We start from the raw sequence: 17,161 nt of genomic DNA, 5'->3' as shown, positions 1-17,161 counted from the left end.
CACAGCCAGCCACCGTCAATCGTATCTGTTCCGACGAAGGCGGCCAAAGCAGCGCGCCGACGCCGCGATTCAGCTCCCGAGGCCCGTGATGGCCAGGTTCCTGGAGATACCCTCAAGGGGCCCCGAATGAGTGAATTCAAGCGGAAGCCCGACGCCGGGTGGCAGGACTTCGGCATACGGTAAAGTTTCGGGGCGGCTAAGATCCCAGGCTTTGCTGGCACTGAGGCTGATTCCCTTGGGACCTGTTCTTCGCGTAGTTCCGCGGATCAGCAGAAGCCGGGTACCGAACAGGAGTGGACCCGATTCTTCCTGCGCTTCATGGAAGAAGACAGTATCCACGCAGCCTGTACCGTCGTCGATGCTGATGAACACCACGCGGCGCCCACCACGCATGGGAGGTGTCTGCGTTGCGATCCGGACACCGGCAACCAGTACCTCGGTACCGTTCCGAAGACCCAAGAGCTTATCCGCCGTGGTGACGCCAAGCTTGTCCAGCAAAGGCCTATGACTTTCCATCAGATGCTCACTCACGTCCACTGCCATGAGATCAAGCTCTGCACGCACGTTCTCCACCATGCTGGGCTCAGGTAATCCAGCAGCAAGATTCCGCAACTCCACATCACCAAGGGGTAGGGATAATTGCCCTTCAATGACGCCGCTGGCCTTCTTGGAGGGACTGCCCTGGAGCGCTTGCAGGTGCTGCACCAGATCGGCACGGTTTGCAGTTCCGCCGGCATCCCGGTGCAGGGCATCGAAGGCTCCGAGTTGGGCGAGCCTTTTGATATTCGGTTTGCTCACCCTGGCCCGGGACCTGAGATCCGCGAGGGAATCATATGGTTGACCAGCTACGATCCGCTTCAGCTCCGCTCCCGATAGTCCATATATTCCATTCAGGCTCAAGCGAATGCCGAGCTTGCCGGAATCCTGGCTTTCCTGGATTCTTTCCACCCTGTATTCAGCCTGGCTGCGATTAATATCCAAGGGAAGGATGGGAATACCCAACCGGCGGGCTTCAGCAACCAGCAGCCGTTTGGGGTACATCCCGGGGTCGTGTTCCCACAGCCCTGCAAGGAACGCTTCAGGGTGGTGTGCCTTTAGCCACGCCGATTGATAGGTGGGTACAGCAAAGGCAGCTCCATGGGCTTTGCAGAAACCGAAACTGCCGAAGGCTTTGAGGGTTCCCCACACTTTGTCCACGACGTCCGGGGAGTATCTCTTGATCGCTTCCCGACGAAAATACCTCTCTACTTCAGGTTCGTGGAGCTCGTCACCCAAGGCCCTTCGAAACTCGTCTGCCCGGTCCAAACCACAACCTGTCATGACATGGAAGGTCTTCAGGATCTGCTCATGGAAAACCGTGACGCCATGGGTTTCCTGCAAAACGGGCTTCAGGTCCGGATGTGGATAGACCTCTGGTGCGAAACCATGCCGGTGTTCAAGGAACGGGCGGACCATATCCGACTTCATGGGGCCAGGGCGGAACAAGGAAATATCGATAATGAGGTCATTGAATTCCCGCGGCGCCATCTTCCCGATCAGCTCCCGCTGGCCAGGGGATTCAATCTGGAAGCAGCCCAAAGTGTGGGTACTGCGGATCAACTCATAGGTGGGCTCGTCGTCGAAAGGCACCGCGTTGAGATCAATCCTGCCGTCCGGGGCAATATAGTCCGGACCGGTGCCTCCCGCTTCCACCGGATGGTGGCCAGCCGCCACTACCTCCGCTTTGGACGGGTGCAGGCGGATAACTTCCCGCACCGCAAACGCCATGGCGCTTTGCATCCGCACACCCAGGACATCCAGCTTGAGCATGCCCATGGGATCCATGTCATGTTTGTCGAACTGGCTCATGGGCAGCCCCAACCCGCTGGGCTGTACCGGGGTTCTGTCCAGGAGCGTGGCATCGCCCAGGATCACCCCGCACGGGTGCATGGAAATGTGCCGGGGAAGGCGGTCCAACCTTTCAGTGAGATCCACCAGCAGGTCTAACTGCTGGTTTTCCTCCATGCCCCCAGGCCCTTCACGGCCGGCCTCTACCCGTCCGGCAAATTCTCGGAGTTCAGGCTTTTCAACCAATGCCTCCCTGAATTTGCGCGCGGAGAACCGCCACAACTGCTTGGCAATTTCGCCGATTTCACCATCGTCCATGCCAAGAGCCATGCCGGCATCGCGGACAGCACCACGGGCCCTGTACCCGTTCTGCATGCTCATCAGCGTCACCCGTTCAGCTCCGAAGCGCTCGAAGATCTTCCGGTAGACGTTGTGCCGTTCGGCGCTTTCGACGTCGATGTCAATATCGGGAAGGGTGGATCGGCGACCCGAGAGGAACCGTTCAAAAATGAGGTCATGCCGGATGGGATCCACTTGGCTGATGTCGATCAGATAGTTGACCAGGCTGGAGGCCCCGGAGCCTCTGGCAGCTACCCGGACGCCCATCTCGATGATCATCCTGGATACTTCCGCAACAGTGAGGAAGTAGGAGGCAAAGCCGAGTTTGTCGATGATCCCCAGCTCATGCTGCAACCGCGAGCGCATCTGTTTTTCCGCATTGCCGTTGATGCCTGGGAATCGCCGGGTGATTCCTGCCTCGCATCGTTGGGTGAGTTCCACCATGGGGTCGCGTTCGATGCCGATGATGGAAGCTTCGGGAACAACGGGCTTTTTCCATCCCATGTCCAGGACGGGATCGATACGGCATTTGTCTGCGAGCGCTTCTGTGTTGGAGAGCAGCTTGTTCAGCCCTGCCGCTCCTTGGCCTGCGGCGCCCATGATTTCCTTGCCGAGTTGGAGCATTTGTTGGGCGTTTTTCAACCACCCCTGCCCAGTTGGTTGCAGCAGGCCGGTTGGTTGCAGCAGGGGGGTCGATGAGAGTTCAGGGAGGGATTTTAGGGTGCGCGCGGAGTCCAGGACGTCTGCGGTGGGGGCGCCGTCCTGGGCGCAGTAGCGGACGGCGTTGCTGAGGATGGCGGGGACGTTGTATTCGAGGGCGAGCTTGAGCATGCGTACGGCGTGGGCTGTGCTGAGGGGTTCTCCAGGAGCGCTGAGGTGGGATACGGCTTCGGCGACGATTGTCCCGGGCGGCATGGCGTCGATCCATTGTTTGAAGAGTGTGCGGGGCCGAAGATATTTCCGTCCTCCCATGGCGCGGCCTACATCGGAGTCCGGTCCTATGAGGACGGTCAACACGGGCTTGAGGGTTTGCGGGTCCAGTGTCCGCGATGCGAGTTCTGCCCTGGTTACGGCGACGGGCACTACTCCCCCGGCTTTGCCGGAGGTGCGGGCATGGGCGTCCGAAATGAGTCGGCAGAGGGCGCGATAGCCGGCGCCGTTGTTGTTGCCGTGGGCGAGTACGACGACGCGGCCCGCTACTTGGGTGCGGTGGTCGCCGTCGTCGTCGAATATTGCCAGGTCCACGCCGATGATGGGGTCGATACCGGCGTCCATGCATGCTTTGAGGTGCTTGATGGTGCCGTACAAGCCATCCCGGTCTGTGCAGGCGAGCGCTGTTGCGCCGTCTGCTGCGGCTGACTGGGCAAGTTCGTCCGGCCAGGAGACGCCGTAGTGGGCGCTGAAGGCTGTGGAGACGTGCAGGTGTGTGAAGCTCAAGGTTCAGGCGGCTTCGTCTGGTTCGACTGCTTGGGCCGGTGCGGCGTCGTGGATACGCAGGAGCCGCCAGCGGCCGCTGGCGAGATGGCGGACGAGGTCAAGGGTGATGGTTGGGCCGGGTTGCTCTTCGTCCTGCGGGCGATGGAGTTGGACCCGCCAGATCTCGTGGTCCACCAAGCCTGCGCCGCTTCCCAGTGGTGCCCGGCTTTCTTCTACCCACCATTGGCGTCGTTCATACCATCTGAGGGGTTCGTTGATGACGACGTAGCGGGTTCCTTTCCACTGGATTTCCTGCGGCTGGCCAACATCCGTGCAGATGACGTCCACGGACTCACTGAAAAGCCCCATATCCACACTCCTTGCCTGTGAGCATCGCCCTGGATCTAAGATCATCGCTAAATCATGATTCGAATGTATGTTCGAATATATCCAGTTTACGCCGCCCCTCCGACAAAACCTACTGGGAAGTTTTGCTCCCTCCGGGCGCCTTGGGCTTTCGATTGACAGCGGACTTCCGCTTGGCAGCAAGGTCGAGCAGCTTGTCGCGCATGGGTTGCGCACCTTCTGCGAGCGCCACGCGCATCATCAAGGATGAACCGATGCGGTATTGCTGGGTCCGAAGAACGCGCTGACGGTTGTAGGCATCGAGGGCCTGGTCCAGGGGCAGGGTGTTGACGAGCTTACCCAAGGCGACGGCGTCTATCAGCGACTCACAGGCGCCTCGCCCGAGGTTGGGAGCCATGGCGTGGGCTGCGTCGCCGATGAGGACCACATTGCCCCGCGAATAACGCCGCAGCGGCGGGGTGGTCCAAATGCGTTGTGCCAATGATGTTTCGGGTGTCGCTACTCGCAGGACATGCTGGATTCCCTGCGAGTGCCCGGCGTAGCGGCGGCGCGTCACTGCAAGGGCTTCGCCGACGTCAATTCCCTCGGGCCCCATCCCGGAGCGGAAGGATGCATACCAGTTGGTTCCGCCGCTTGAAGGGCCTATGCCAAAGAGGTCTCCGCGCCCCCAATACTCACCTATGGTTTCACTGTCCGGTTCCTCGGCAATGACGCCTCGAACGGCGAGGTAGGGTGTCAGCTTGGCCGCACGCGATTGGCCCCACACGGAGCGCCTCACCATGCTGTGTACCCCATCCGCAGCCACTATCAAGTGGGCGTCGCTTGGGACCGCGTCCAGCTTTTCGATGCGTCGTTGGACTGTTGAGGGTACGGCTGAGTCGAGGAGCCGAAGGAGCGTGTGGCGTGCTGCGCCCACAAGGTTCTGCCCTTCCACACTCAGCCACGGCACTCCTATGGCACTCCGGAGCGCGCCACCCCTGATGACGGGGCTGTTTTCCCGGACGGCGCCAAGGATCCCCAATGAGGCCAGGGCCTCCTGGGCTTCGGGCCACATGGCCAGGGTGGTTCCTACTGCCGGGAGGCCGGCCCGCTGCTCGTACACAGTGACATGAAACTGGCTGGGATCAAGAGTTCCTGCCAAGGCGAGGCCTGCTATGCCACCACCGACGATTTCCACCTTTTTCATGATGCCAATGTACTACTACATTTGTAGTAATGGTGAGGTTAAAGACTAGACTTTCGCCATGCCTGACAGACGAACCGACCTTGCCGACGCGGCCCTCGCCGTGGTGGCCGCTAAAGGCCTCAAGGGACTGACCCACCGGGCCGTTGACGCGGAAGCCGGCGTGGCCGTCGGAACGACCTCCAATTACTTCCGCAACCGTGCCGCTTTGGTGGCTGCCGCCGTCGACCGCGTTGAAGAACGCGACTCGCTCCTGCTCCAGCAGCAGGGTGGATCCGAATTCCCGACGTCGGTAGCCGCCTTGGCGGAACAGCTCGCGGGAGCGCTGCTCCGGCTCGCGAATAATCACGCTGAACTGACCCGGGCACGATTCACCTTTGCCCTGGACCAACCCGAGGTGGTGGCCGCCGGGCACCAGAGGATGATTTCAGCTCTTGAACAGGTGCTCGATTCCATGGGAATTCCTGACCCAAGGGCCCGAGCAGAAGCGGTAGCCGACTACGGCGACGGACTGGCCATGCATCTCCTGACGGCACGCCGCGGCCAGGCGGTGGATCAACCGACAATCGCAGCCAACGTCCGGCGACTCTTGGAGGGATGAAGCAAAGGGGTGGACGCGGGCGGGTCCACAGAGCAGGATTGTGGCATGAGTACCAATGACGCACTCCTGAAGCAGGTCAGTATCTCCGCCGCAGATGACAACCTCGTTGCGAGATTCGAAATCGAAGGCAACATACCGGGCTCCGGCGCTTATGTCGTGGGCCTTGTTGCTGCCAGCGAGGACTATTCCTCCCAACGCAGGCTGGGCATTGAGTTCATGAATGGAGAAGCGATCTCGTTCTACTCCTTCAACCACTCACTCAGTGCCGAGGAAAACTATGACATCAAGGGCGTGGAACATTCTGGAAACGTGATCACCGGAAACTTTCCGATGTCCGCCATCCATGGACTCAGTAAAGGCCACGTCATGACGGCCTTCAGCGAGGCGGATGGCCGCGAGTTCCAAGCCGGCGTTCCGGTCACGGAAGCGCTCTAGCTAGAAAAGGCCCTCCACCGGCTCAATGAGTTCCGGTCCGTTGTTGCGGACATTGCCGACGGCGGCACCCACCGCGTCGAGCGTCCAGCTGGCAGCGGCGTCGTGCGCCTTTGACCGCACCAGATCCACGAGGCCGGCCGCATCATCTTCGCGCGGATTCAACCAGGCTTCCATCGTGTCCCTGCTCATGGGCAATGGAACGCGGTCATGCAGGGCAGTCAGCTCATCGAACACCGAGGCACTCCGCCGGGTAATGGCCGACTCGGCCGTCGGGGTGTCTGCCGTGAGAATCGACATGGACAGCAACCAACGGGCCGGATCATCATCAGACGCTGACTGGTCCCGCCACCATTCATACAACCCGGCAAACACCACACCCCCACCATCCGCAGGATGCACGTAATACGGCTGCTTGCTTTTTCCTTCGCCCTTCTTCCACTCGTAATAGCCATCGGCAGGAACAGCGCACCGCCTGGCCGCAGCAGCTTTTCGGAAGGACGGCTTCTCCAAGAGGGTCTCACTGCGGGCATTGATCAGGCGCGCGCCGCCTTTGGGATCTTTCGCCCACGAGGGCACCAAACCCCAGCGCGCAACGTGCAACTGCCGCTTCAGCCCATCGTCCACGAGCCTTTCCAGCACAATCGGAACAGCATCCGTTGGAGCTACATTCCACGATTTTTCGAGGGCGATCTCGTTTTCAAGTTTGGCATCAAAGTCAGCCAGCAGGTCCCCCACGGCACGGGCCATCACATAACGTCCACACATGGGAACAGTCTGCCGTGTCGTCTATGGACACACCAGCCCGGAATGTGACGTAACCCCGATTCCCGGCCTCACGGGAATTATTGGGCTGCAGGTTACGGTTGATACCAACGAATCACCCGTGAAACGACCAATACTGAGGAGAGCTCTGTGGACTTCACTCCCGACTCCGGCACCATCACCATGTTCTCGACCACCTGGTGCGGCTACTGCAACCGCCTGAAGAAGCAGCTCGACGCCAAGGGCATCGGCTACACCGAGATCAACATCGAAGAAGTAGATGGCACGGCCGAACTCGTCGAGCAGCTCAACGGAGGCAACCGCACCGTCCCCACCGTCCTGTTCCCGGACGGAACCGCAGCAACCAACCCTTCTGCTTCCGAAGTAGAAAACCGCCTCGCAGCCTAAGGCATTCACTTCCGCTGTCCGGCCGCCGCCTCGAAAATTGGGGCGGCAGCCGGTTCAAGACGAATAATCACGGACTTCGACGCCGGCGTATTGCTGCCCTCCGCTGTTGAATCCAGCGGCACCAACACATTCGCTTCCGGATAATACGCAGTCGCGCAGCCCCTGGCACTGGGGTACGCCACTAAACGCAACTGGCGCAGCACACGGTCAACGCCATCGTCGGCTTCGCTGTGCACATCCACATAGGCGCCGTCCTGGAAACCCAACCCCGCCAGATCCTCAGGGTTCACCAACAAAACCATGCGGCCCTTCTTGATCCCACGGTAACGATCATTCATGGAGTACGTGGTGGTATTGAACTGGTCATGGGACCGCACAGTCTGAAGGAGCAGTCTCCCCGGCGGTACTTCAATGGTTTCCAGGTCGTTGACAGAAAAAACGGCTTTCCCCGTTGCTGTGGGGAACGTCCGCGAATCCCTGGGGCCATGCGGAAGTACGAAACCGTCGCGCTCGCGGATGCGCACGTTGAAGTCCTCAAATCCCGGGACTACGTGGGAAATGTGGTCACGGATGGTGTCGTAATTACGCCTGAGGCCCGCCCAATCCACCGGAACCTTGTGGTCAAGGACCGCCTCGGCCATCCGTGTGACAATCGCCACCTCGGAGAGGACATCCGCAGCGATGGGTTCCAGCGGCCCTGCGGAGCGGTGCACAGCGCAGACGGTGTCCTCCACCGTGACAAACTGCTCAATCCCGTCCTGCTTGTCGATTTCGGTACGGCCAAGGGTCGGAAGGATCAGGGCCTGCTCGCCGCACACCACATGCGAGCGATTCAGCTTGGTGGAAATCTGTACTGAAAGCCTGGTCCGACGCACAGCCTGCTCAGCGACCGCGGTGTCCGAGATCGCATGCACCAGGTTCCCGCCCAGCGCGATGAGGACCTTGATCCTGCCATCACGCATTCCACGGATACTGTCCACCGAATCGACGCCCGCCTTCCGTGGCGGGTCAAAGCCAAACTCGTCCTGCAAGGCCTCAAGGAACCGCGGAGGCATCTTCTCCCAAATGCCCATGGTCCGGTCACCCTGCACATTGCTGTGACCACGGATCGGTGAGGGTCCGGCCCCCGGTTTTCCAATGTTGCCGCGGAGCAGAAGGAGGTTGATGATTTCCTTGATGGTGGGCACCGCCTTTTTGTGCTGGGTCAGTCCCATCGCCCACGTGATGATGACCTTGTCCGCGCGGATGTACCTGTCTGCGAGTTCATCGATTTCTGCGCTTCGCAGGCCGGTGGCCGCGAGAACGTCCCGTTCCTGCAAGGTTGCGAGGTGGGCAGCGAACCCAACAAAGCCCTGGCAGTGCTCATCGATGAAGGTGCGGTCCAGCACAGTACCGGGCGCTGCACTTTCGGCGTCCAGGACGCGCTTGGAAAGGGCCTGCAGCAGGGCCATGTCCCCGGCGAGCCGGATCTGCAGGAATTGGTCAGCCAGGTCCGTTCCCTTACCGGCGAGGCCGCGGACGCGTTGCGGGTTCCGGAAGTTGATCAGGCCAGCCTCGGGCAGCGGATTAACCGCGACGATGGACGCACCCGCGAGTTTGGCCTCCTCCAGTGCCGTCAGCATCCGAGGATGGCAGGTTCCCGGGTTCTGCCCCATGATGATGATCAGGTCCGACTTGGCGAAGTCCGTGTAGGTGATGGCCGATTTACCCACGCCGATGGTCTCGCCCATGGCTATACCCGTGGATTCGTGGCACATATTGGAACAATCGGGAAGGTTGTTGGTCCCGAAGGCCCTGACGAATAGTTGGTACAGGAACGCTGCCTCGTTGCTGGTGCGTCCACTGGTGTAAAACGTGGCCTCATTGGGGTCATCCAGGGCGTTCAACTCGCTCGCAACGATACCGAAGGCCCGCTCCCAACTGATGGGCGCATAGTGCTCCGCCCCTGCTGCCTTATACACGGGCTCCACCAACCTGCCCTGCTGCCCTAGCCAGTACTCGGAACGGGACTCCAGGGAACTGAGAGGATTTTCCGCCCAAAACCCTGTGGGGATCCTCAGTGGCTCCGCCTCCCACCCGATAGCCTTGGCGCCGTTTTCACAGAATTCGGCGGCCTTGCGTTCCGGCGGATCAGGCCAGGCACAGCTCATGCAGTCGAAACCGTCTTTTTGGTTGACCGCTGTAAGGGTCTTCCATGCGCGGGACGGGCCCATATGGGCCATCGCGTGGGGAAGGGTTTCGCTGAGGCTGGGCAAACCGGCGGCGGACCTCTTGGGTTCGCTGACGCTCAAGTCGACGTCGGTATCCTGAATTGGGTGCTTCTTCCGGCCCATCATTCCACCAGGTTTCGTGGGGTTAGATTCCTGTTCCCCTCAGCCTAAGCCCGGCCCCCAGCACGCTCAATGGCGGTGAAAGCCTCCTAGGCCAAGAGAGTCCGGAAGTCGCCGTCCACCACGTGCGCATAGCCGCGGTAAGCGTCAACCACAGCGTCCTCCACCGTTTTGACGTCCAAGTGGGGCAGCAGGTCATTTGCAGCACCGGCGGTAGCCGGATCCCAATCGAGGCCAAGTGCAGCGTAGCTCGCCGTCAGAACGTCACGGATAGGACTGGAGTTCTCCACCACAATCACGGAGCTGAACAGCCACCCTCCGGAAACCACCCGCTGGGCCGTTCCAATCAGCTTGATGCGATGGGCGGGAAACTCCGAGTTCTGCCCGTGCACGCTGAATTCCCCGGGGCAGTACTCCCCTGGGATCTCCCCGACGGCGGCGTGGACGCCGACGCTGCGAAGCGCACCAGCCAGCAACTCACCGAACTCGGCGAAGCGGGCTTTCGCACGGACGATCGCGTCAGGGTGCGGCTCAATATGATCAATCACCAAGGTGCCCTGGTGGTAGGCAGCCGCACGTCCACCGGCTTTCCGCACAAGTGGCTCGAAGCCGAGCTCCCGGCAAGCATCTTCGGCAGCCCTGAAGCCGGGCAGGTTCGCGTCGCGCTGGCCAAAGGCAACGGTGGGCTGCGGGCGGTACAAGCGCAGGGAGGGCCCCAGTTGCCCGCTGCGGGCCCGCTTCAGCAGCTCCAGCGCAAAATCAAGATCCTCTGCTGCACCGAGGGATTCCTCTTGACGGTAAACGGTGAGGTCACGGCGGGTGGATGCTCCGCCGTCGGGTTCGTTCCGTGCTTCGCTCATCAGCTTTTCCTCAGCGTCAGGATTTGCTCGGCCCTGCCGAAAGGTCCGTTGATGTCATGGAGCACGCTGGACGTCAGGCCGATGCCATCGGCTCCGAAGGAGACTTTGTTGTCCAGCCCGAGCCACTCGCCAGAAGGCGCCCGGTACATGTGAATCTGCAGGTCCACGTTGGGGAAGATGTAGCTGTTCTCCCCTGGGGGAACCCGTGCCGCGATGCCATTGGCGGTGTCGACCAATCCCATGAGCCGGGCAAGATCGCTGCTGTCTTCCTTGTCCGTCAAAGGATGCATGGTCCGGATCCACACCCTGCCCGAACCTGGCCGATGGCCTTCGCCGATACGCATTTCCAAGGAACGGATGTAACCACCGGGCCAGACGCTGGCACCATCCCACAGCTTGCATTCATCCGGCGCGGGCATCGGCTCGTCTTCGAACGCTGCTACAGCGCTGGTGTCGCTGGTGATCATGCGCCACGCTGCGGCACGGATGGCGACACGCCCTCCGGCGGAAAGCTCAGCCTGGATAAGTTCAATGGTTCGTCCCGGCCGCAAGGTTGAGGTGGTTACCTGGAACTCGCCGCCGGGGATCAACCCGAGGATCTCGTAGCTGATACGCGCCATACGGACATCCTCGCGCGGCTCATGCCTCAGGAGGGCGTCAGCCATGATGCCCGAGGCAGGGGCCATGTGTTGTTCGTGCGGATTCCAGGCACCTTGGGCATGAATCGTGGAGCGGTAGCGGCCCTCACCCAACGATTCGTAGTAGAAGTTGCCCTCCGCCAGTTCCGGTAATGAAGTTGTCAACGCGAGCCTTTCGCCGATCCAGCAGTAGAACTCAGACCACTGTATCCGCTGATTTGGCAGCCGACCGACGCCGCCGGGCAACGACCACCCAGACGATCACGGCGATCACAGCCAGCACGGACAGCCCGGCACCGGCCGGCGACGCCGCGGCTACCGCAAGCCACGCCTCAAGTGCAGCGAGGCCGATAGTTGCGTACAGCAACGCCCAGATGATGGAGCCCCCGACGGCGGCGGGGAGATAGCGGTGCAGCGGCATCCGCGCTGCACCGGCGGCCAGATTAACGGCCGTCTGCAGGCCGATGGTCAGGAAGGAGAGCACGACGGCGTACGGACCCCAACGCTGAATGAGGGCTTGGGCCTGGGCTGCCCGGGGGCGTTGAAGCGACGCGCCGAAGCGGGTGTGTGCGAAGCCGGCAATTGCTCCTCGACCCAGCCAGTACGTGACATTGACGCGGATCATGACAATCGCGAACAGCGCCGCAAGCGCGACGCCAAAGGGCAAACTCATGATCTGGTCCACGTGACTTAGGCTACCCTAAGCGCTGCTGGTTCCTGGACCAGGTCCCTCGGACAAGTACTCGGGACCACCAGCCAGGGTCGGCACAAGCGCACCTAGGATGAAGTCATGGATCTCCGCGATGCCGCCCAACAGTTGTACGCCGTGCTTCCGCGTGAATTCACTGCGGAGCGGACAGCCTTGGCACGGCAAGCAAAGGAGGCAGGTGAGAAGGACCTCGCCAAGGAAATCGGCAGCTTGCCAAAGCCCGCCGCCGGCGCCTGGGCCATCAACATGCTTGCCGTCCACCAACCCGAGGTGATTGACGGCGTCGTGCGTTTTGGCGCTTCCCTCCGTGCAGCACAAGAGGAGGGAGATGCGGAAGCCTTCCGTGAACTTGGCCAGCAGCGCCAAGGCCAACTGACCTTGGCCGTGCACGCGGCAAAGGACCTGGCGGGCGGGCTGGGAGCGCCGCTCAGCGCGGCCGGCGCCGCCGATGTGGAGCAGACTTTTCGGGCTGTCATGGCCGACGCCGGCGCCGCAGCGGCGGTGACGACCGGCCGGCTGGTGCGCGGGCTAAGCGGCAGCGGTTTCGAGTCCGTGGACCTGACAGATGCCGTCGCTGCAACAAATCCCGACGAAATCCCGGGTGTGGGCGAACCGCCAAAAGTGAAGCTGCCTGCCGAACCCAGGCCAGCACCCCAGAGCAAGAAGAAACAAGGGTCGCAGACGAAAGAAAAAGCACCCGCGGAAACCGCCACATCCCTGGCCGAACGCCGGTCCCAAAAGCGCCAGGCCGCGTTGGAAGAAGCCCGCACCGAGTTTGAGGCAGCGGATCAGGAAGCCACGGCGGCGGAAGAAGGCGCATCCAAGGCGTGGAATGTTGTCAAGGAAGTCGCAGGCAGGCGTTCGGAAGTCGAGGCTGAGATTGCCAAAGTAAAGAAGCGTTTAGCTTCCCTCGAAGCTGAGCTGATCGGGATCACCCGGGACGCCGAAGCCGCTGAGTCGCAGAAGAAGCTGGCAGTCCGGGCCGCCACGCAGCAACGACGCGCCGCGGACCAGGCCCGGCGGCGCGTCGAACGGTTGGCGTGACTAGTCCTTCTTTTTAATCGGCGACTTCTGCAGATTATGGGTTGCCGGGCCTTCCAGGTACTTGCCGTCGGGAGCGTATCTGGAACCGTGCAAGGGGCAATCCCAGGATTTCTCGGCGTCGTTCCAGCTCAGCAAGCCTCCCAAGTGGGCGCAGCTGGCCGACACCATACAGACATTGCCATCAACGGTAGACACAGCTGCCGGTTCACCCTTGTAAAGCCCGACGACGCCGCTCCCCTCCGGGGGACGGGTCTGGTCCGTGATTTCCGGATTGCTCCTGACCCTGGCTTTGTCCTCGACCATGCGCTTGGCGACGCTGGCATTGAGGCGAACGGCTTCCAAAGCGCCCTGGGGCGACGTAACGCGGTGGTGTATGACCTTGGCCCAATCAGACTGGCCGCCCAGAATGTCCGAAGTAATGGACAACGCGGCAGCTACTCCGTTGCTCATGCCCCACTTGTTGTAGCCGGTTCCGAAGAAGATGCGGCCGTGACCCCGGGGCATCTTGCCGAAGAAGGGAACGAGGTTGGTTGGCCGGTAGTCCTGGGCAGACCACGTATGGGTGACCTCCGCGCCCGGGTAATGCTGGTTGGCCCAGCCGAGAAGGTCATCCAGGTGCGCCTTGGGTGAGGCTGCCTGGCCGCCGGTATGTCCATAGCCACCTACCAGCAACAACTCACCCTCCGGCGTCGGGTGGGTGCGTTGGGAACGCGTAGGTGGATCAATGCTCAAGTACATTCCGCTCGGTGGCTGGGTTTCACCTGGAAGCCGAAGAGCCGCAGCGTATGACCGATTGGGTTCGAGCTTGGCGAAATAGAGTCCGCGGTCCAAGATTGGCGTGCCAGTAGCAATGACGACGGTGTCCGCGGTGAACGCCCCCTTTCGCGTGGATACTTCCACGGGAAGGTCAGAACCCACATTCTGTACCTGGACACCCTCAACAATTATTCCGCCGTGCTCCCGAATGTCCTTGGCGAGTGTCTCCAGGACTTCCATGGGGTGGATCTGCGCCTGGTCATCGAGTTCCAGTGCCTCAACCACAGGAAATGGCAGCCCGGGGTCACGGCTGAAGTGCACGTCCAAACCGGCGTCCCGTGAAACCGCAGCCTCCTTGCGCAGCCGCTGGCCGCCGTCGTCGGTGGTTGCGAACGTGACTGCCGTCCGGCGCTGAAAGGCGATGCCTTGCTCTTCCATATACCGCATCAGCCACGCCTGGCCCGTACGATTCGCCTCCACATAGGCTTGCACCACTTTCAGCGAGTACTGGCCACGCAGGGCCGAGAGTGCCCCTCCTTGCAGGAGGCTTAGTTTGCCCGTGGTGTTGCCGGTGGTAACAGCTCCCAAGGTCCGCGCTTCCAAGACCGCCACACGCTGACCGGATCTGGACAACAGCAGAGCCGTCACCATTCCTGTGAGCCCGGCGCCCGCCACTATTGTGTCGAAGTGCTTTTCTTCGGGGATTGCATCGGACGTGAAGCTGGATTCCCTGTCCAACCACAGCGATTTCATCGAACAACCTGCCTCTCAATTCAGGGAATTGGCGCCTGGCATGTGTTGATGAAAACGGTAGGCCGGTGACCCAGCCTTATCAAGAGGTGTGTGCTGCGAGTTGTGCGGCGCGGCGGAGCCATGGATCCGCGTCCTGGGACCAGCGCTCCAGAACACGTGCGGCCCGTTCCTTAGCCTGCCCTTCGAGCCTGGCGAGCAGGGGTTTGACCACGTCCGCCGCCAGAGGATCAGCAAGTTCTTCCGTGCCGGACTGCCTGATGAAGCCCTCAATGCGGGTCAGGTCCGTGTTGACCAGGATGCCCACTTTGGTTTGCAAGAGCACCACCGCAGCGAGCCGGCGTTCAAAGACCGGTTCATCCCACAGTTCCGAACTCAGGGCCGTGATGTCGTCATGGCTGAGGTTCTTGAACTTGTTCAAGGCATCGCGCACAGTTCCCCGGACAGCACCAATGGATGCGCCATACACCTTAAAGCTTTCACCCAGGCGCCATCTGGCTTCCTCGGCCTTCTCCCACGACGACTCACGCTGGAGCGTGTAGTCCACGAACTCGGCGGCTTCACTCACGCTTCTATTTTGTCAGTGCCTCCTCCTAGCGTGACGACAACAGCAAACGACAGGAGACACATGCCGTCCCAAGAGCTCGCAACAGAACCCGGGAAAACAACAGCGTCGTTTCCAGGCGTTCCGGCTGCCTCCTCCATGCCGGACTGGTACCCCAGCTTGCTCGACACCGTGGCCCAGGAGGTCCGCACCGGCCGCACGCGCGCTGTGGCGGCTGTCAACAGCGAGTTGTTGAATTCGTATTGGAGCATCGGGCGGCAGCTCGTCGAACGCGAGTCGCAGCAAGGCTGGGGCGCCAAGGTGGTCACGCGCCTTTCCGCCGACATCCGGAACCGCTTCCCTGAAGCGAAAGGCTTCTCCCCCAGGAACTTGCGGTACATGAAGAGTTTCGCCCAGGCCTGGCCGGACTTCCCAATGTTGCAAGCGCCGCTTGCAACATTGCCCTGGTACCACCAGATCGCGTTGATGGAAAAGCTCGACGACGCCGCCACGCGGCTTTGGTACGCCGCGGCGGCCGCCCAGCATGGATGGTCCCGCAACGTCCTGGCGCACCAGATCGCCACCCGCTTGCACGAGCGGTCAGGGCAAGCCATTACCAACTTTGCTTCCACCATGGTGCGGGCGGACTCTGACCTGGCGCAGCAGGCTACCAAAGATCCTTACGTTTTCGACTTCCTGGCCATGACAGATCGGCACACGGAACGGGATCTGGAGGTGCAATTGGTGAAGCATGTGGAGAAATTCCTGCTCGAGCTGGGCCAAGGCTTCGCCTTTGTCGGCGAGCAGGTCCGGCTGGACATCGCCGGCGACGAATTCTTCGCGGACCTGCTCTTCTACCATTTGAAATTGCGCTGCTACATGGTCATTGAGCTGAAGGCCGTGAAGTTCGAGCCCGGATTCCTGGGTCAGTTGGGCATGTACATGGCTGCGGTTGACGATCTTATGGCTCACCCGGACGACAAACCCACCATCGGGCTGTTGCTCTGCAAAGAGAAGAACAGCGTCGTCGCCGAGTACGCCCTGCGTGGCTTCAACGCTCCGGTGGGGATCGCGGAGTGGCGAACCTCTCTGGCTGACTCCTTGCCTGATGAGTTGGTGGAAAGCCTGCCCAGCATCGAGACCCTGGAGGCCGAGTTGGCCAGGCGGGACGGTGTCCTGCCGGACTGACCTCAGACGTTTTCCTTGAACCAAGCCAAGGTGTCGTTCCAGGCAGCCGTAGCCTGGGCCTCGTTGTAGCGGTCGCTTGTGTCGTTGTGGAATGCATGGTCCACACCCGGGTACACCTTGAGTTGGTGCTTGACGTGCGTTGCGTCCAGGGCGTCCTTCAACTGCGGCATGGAACCGGTGATCCGCGCGTCTTTTTCAGCGTAGACACCAAAAACGGCGGCTTTGATGTTGGGCACCTTCGCAGGGTCCGGGGCTGGGCCGTAGAACGCGGAGGTTGCCTTCAGCCCCGGGATCTCGGTCGCTGCCTGCCAGGTGATGCCTCCACCAAAACAGAAGCCGACCATGGCAATGCGGCCCTTCTCCACGAAATCCTGGTCGTTCAGATACTCGAATGCAGCTTGGAAGTCGCCAACGTGCCGCTGGGCTCCTGCCTTGGTGAGCGCACCCGGGACAGCGTCTGGATCCATTGATGCGGTGCCACCCTCCCTGCTGAGGAGATCCAGCGCCAAAGCTGCGTAGCCTTCCTTGGCAAAACGCCGGGCGACGTCCTGGATGTGGGGCGTGAGGCCGCGGTTTTCGTGACAGATCAGGACGGCCGGGCCCGGCTTAGCATTCTCGGGCCTGGCGAGGTACCCGCCGATCTCGGTCCCTCCGGAAGTGAACTTCACGGTTTCTGTTTTCAGGCTAGCGGCCCCTTCCGGTACCGTCAGCGGACTCTTGGCGTTGGGGACCGCTGTGGTGTTTCCCGACCTTACTGAGGCCGTGGGCATTGGGTCCCCTATTTTTGGCACCTCGTCCGGTGTACAGCCCACCAGCGTCATAGCCGCCGCAGCCGCGGTCATGCTTCCCATGATGAACGCCACGCGCCTGGTGAAGGTCCCGTGGGACAGGTCGCCCGAGCGGTAATCGTCGTAGAACTCTTCGATCAAGTACTTTTCAAACTTCTCAAGTTGAACCACTTGCGTCCTCCCGAAGTTGGCCAACATCTTCCTCTGATGGACAGAC

General features: G+C 61.3%; 16 protein-coding genes. 5 read left to right on the top strand and 11 right to left on the bottom strand.

Features of this window, described 5'->3' with window-relative positions; genetic code table 11:
* Window positions 1-69: 69 nt before the first annotated feature.
* From ACFX4T_RS07840 to ACFX4T_RS07830, 3 genes are all read right to left on the bottom strand, one after another.
* Entirely contained in the window at window positions 70-3,603 is a 3,534-nt protein-coding gene (locus ACFX4T_RS07840; protein ID WP_377651392.1) for a DNA polymerase III subunit alpha, read from the bottom strand.
* 3 nt (window positions 3,604-3,606) lie between these two features.
* Complete coding sequence (locus ACFX4T_RS07835; RefSeq protein WP_216925528.1) at window positions 3,607-3,951, bottom strand: DUF6504 family protein; 345 nt, start codon at window positions 3,949-3,951, stop codon at window positions 3,607-3,609.
* A 109-nt stretch (window positions 3,952-4,060) separates the two neighbouring features.
* Window positions 4,061-5,134: an FAD-dependent monooxygenase gene (locus ACFX4T_RS07830; protein WP_377651391.1), complete on the bottom strand. Its 1,074-nt coding sequence runs from the start codon at window positions 5,132-5,134 to the stop codon at window positions 4,061-4,063.
* Between the two features lie 58 nt (window positions 5,135-5,192).
* On the opposite strand from ACFX4T_RS07830, the gene ACFX4T_RS07825 reads away from it, so the two are divergent.
* Both ACFX4T_RS07825 and ACFX4T_RS07820 read left to right on the top strand, forming a co-directional pair.
* Window positions 5,193-5,732, top strand: coding sequence for a TetR/AcrR family transcriptional regulator (locus ACFX4T_RS07825; protein ID WP_377651390.1), 540 nt, complete (start codon window positions 5,193-5,195; stop codon window positions 5,730-5,732).
* 45 nt (window positions 5,733-5,777) lie between these two features.
* On the top strand, window positions 5,778-6,167 hold the full coding sequence (locus ACFX4T_RS07820; protein ID WP_216925525.1) for a hypothetical protein: 390 nt from the start codon (window positions 5,778-5,780) through the stop codon (window positions 6,165-6,167).
* Here ACFX4T_RS07820 and ACFX4T_RS07815 read toward each other — a convergent pair whose 3' ends face one another.
* The gene (locus ACFX4T_RS07815; protein WP_377651389.1) at window positions 6,168-6,932 is read right to left on the bottom strand and encodes an SOS response-associated peptidase; all 765 of its coding nucleotides are present in this window, start codon (window positions 6,930-6,932) and stop codon (window positions 6,168-6,170) included.
* Window positions 6,933-7,079: 147 nt separating this feature from the next.
* Here ACFX4T_RS07815 and ACFX4T_RS07810 point away from each other — a divergent pair, with 147 nt between their 5' ends.
* On the top strand, window positions 7,080-7,337 hold the full coding sequence (locus tag ACFX4T_RS07810; RefSeq protein ID WP_017197512.1) for a mycoredoxin: 258 nt from the start codon (window positions 7,080-7,082) through the stop codon (window positions 7,335-7,337).
* A 5-nt stretch (window positions 7,338-7,342) separates the two neighbouring features.
* On the opposite strand, the gene ACFX4T_RS07805 is transcribed toward ACFX4T_RS07810, so the two are convergent.
* The 4 genes from ACFX4T_RS07805 to ACFX4T_RS07790 form a co-directional block, all read right to left on the bottom strand.
* Window positions 7,343-9,670 carry an FdhF/YdeP family oxidoreductase gene (locus ACFX4T_RS07805; RefSeq protein ID WP_377651448.1) on the bottom strand — a complete coding sequence of 776 codons (2,328 nt, stop codon included), beginning with the start codon at window positions 9,668-9,670 and terminating at the stop codon, window positions 7,343-7,345.
* An 86-nt stretch (window positions 9,671-9,756) separates the two neighbouring features.
* Window positions 9,757-10,527, bottom strand: a complete 771-nt coding sequence (locus tag ACFX4T_RS07800) for a biotin/lipoate A/B protein ligase family protein (protein ID WP_377651388.1) — start codon at window positions 10,525-10,527, stop codon at window positions 9,757-9,759.
* Complete coding sequence (locus ACFX4T_RS07795; protein ID WP_377651387.1) at window positions 10,527-11,330, bottom strand: thioesterase family protein; 804 nt, start codon at window positions 11,328-11,330, stop codon at window positions 10,527-10,529. Before ACFX4T_RS07795 ends, ACFX4T_RS07800 begins: the two co-directional genes overlap by 1 nt.
* A gap of 31 nt (window positions 11,331-11,361) precedes the next feature.
* Entirely contained in the window at window positions 11,362-11,850 is a 489-nt protein-coding gene (locus tag ACFX4T_RS07790; RefSeq protein WP_377651386.1) for a DedA family protein, read from the bottom strand.
* Between the two features lie 105 nt (window positions 11,851-11,955).
* On the opposite strand from ACFX4T_RS07790, the gene ACFX4T_RS07785 reads away from it, so the two are divergent.
* Complete coding sequence (locus ACFX4T_RS07785; RefSeq protein ID WP_377651385.1) at window positions 11,956-12,918, top strand: hypothetical protein; 963 nt, start codon at window positions 11,956-11,958, stop codon at window positions 12,916-12,918.
* On the opposite strand, the gene ACFX4T_RS07780 is transcribed toward ACFX4T_RS07785, so the two are convergent.
* Together ACFX4T_RS07780 and ACFX4T_RS07775 are read right to left on the bottom strand one after the other, a co-directional pair.
* Complete coding sequence (locus ACFX4T_RS07780) at window positions 12,919-14,427, bottom strand: FAD-dependent oxidoreductase (RefSeq protein ID WP_377651384.1); 1,509 nt, start codon at window positions 14,425-14,427, stop codon at window positions 12,919-12,921. It abuts the gene before it with no gap.
* A gap of 79 nt (window positions 14,428-14,506) precedes the next feature.
* Entirely contained in the window at window positions 14,507-14,992 is a 486-nt protein-coding gene (locus ACFX4T_RS07775) for a DNA alkylation repair protein (protein WP_377651383.1), read from the bottom strand.
* A gap of 60 nt (window positions 14,993-15,052) precedes the next feature.
* Here ACFX4T_RS07775 and ACFX4T_RS07770 point away from each other — a divergent pair, with 60 nt between their 5' ends.
* A complete protein-coding gene (locus ACFX4T_RS07770; protein WP_216925517.1) occupies window positions 15,053-16,156 on the top strand; it encodes a YhcG family protein in 1,104 nt (367 codons plus the stop codon).
* 2 nt (window positions 16,157-16,158) lie between these two features.
* Here the strand turns inward: ACFX4T_RS07770 and ACFX4T_RS07765 are convergent, their stop codons facing one another.
* Window positions 16,159-17,115: a dienelactone hydrolase family protein gene (locus tag ACFX4T_RS07765; RefSeq protein ID WP_377651382.1), complete on the bottom strand. Its 957-nt coding sequence runs from the start codon at window positions 17,113-17,115 to the stop codon at window positions 16,159-16,161.
* Between the last annotated feature and the right edge of the window lie 46 nt (window positions 17,116-17,161).

It is taken from the genome of Paenarthrobacter sp. YIM B13468, assembly GCF_042788025.1.
Lineage (GTDB): Bacteria > Actinomycetota > Actinomycetes > Actinomycetales > Micrococcaceae > Arthrobacter > Arthrobacter aromaticivorans.
Note: the sequence above shows the minus strand (reverse complement) of the source record. Positions and strands in the feature narration are given on the sequence as shown.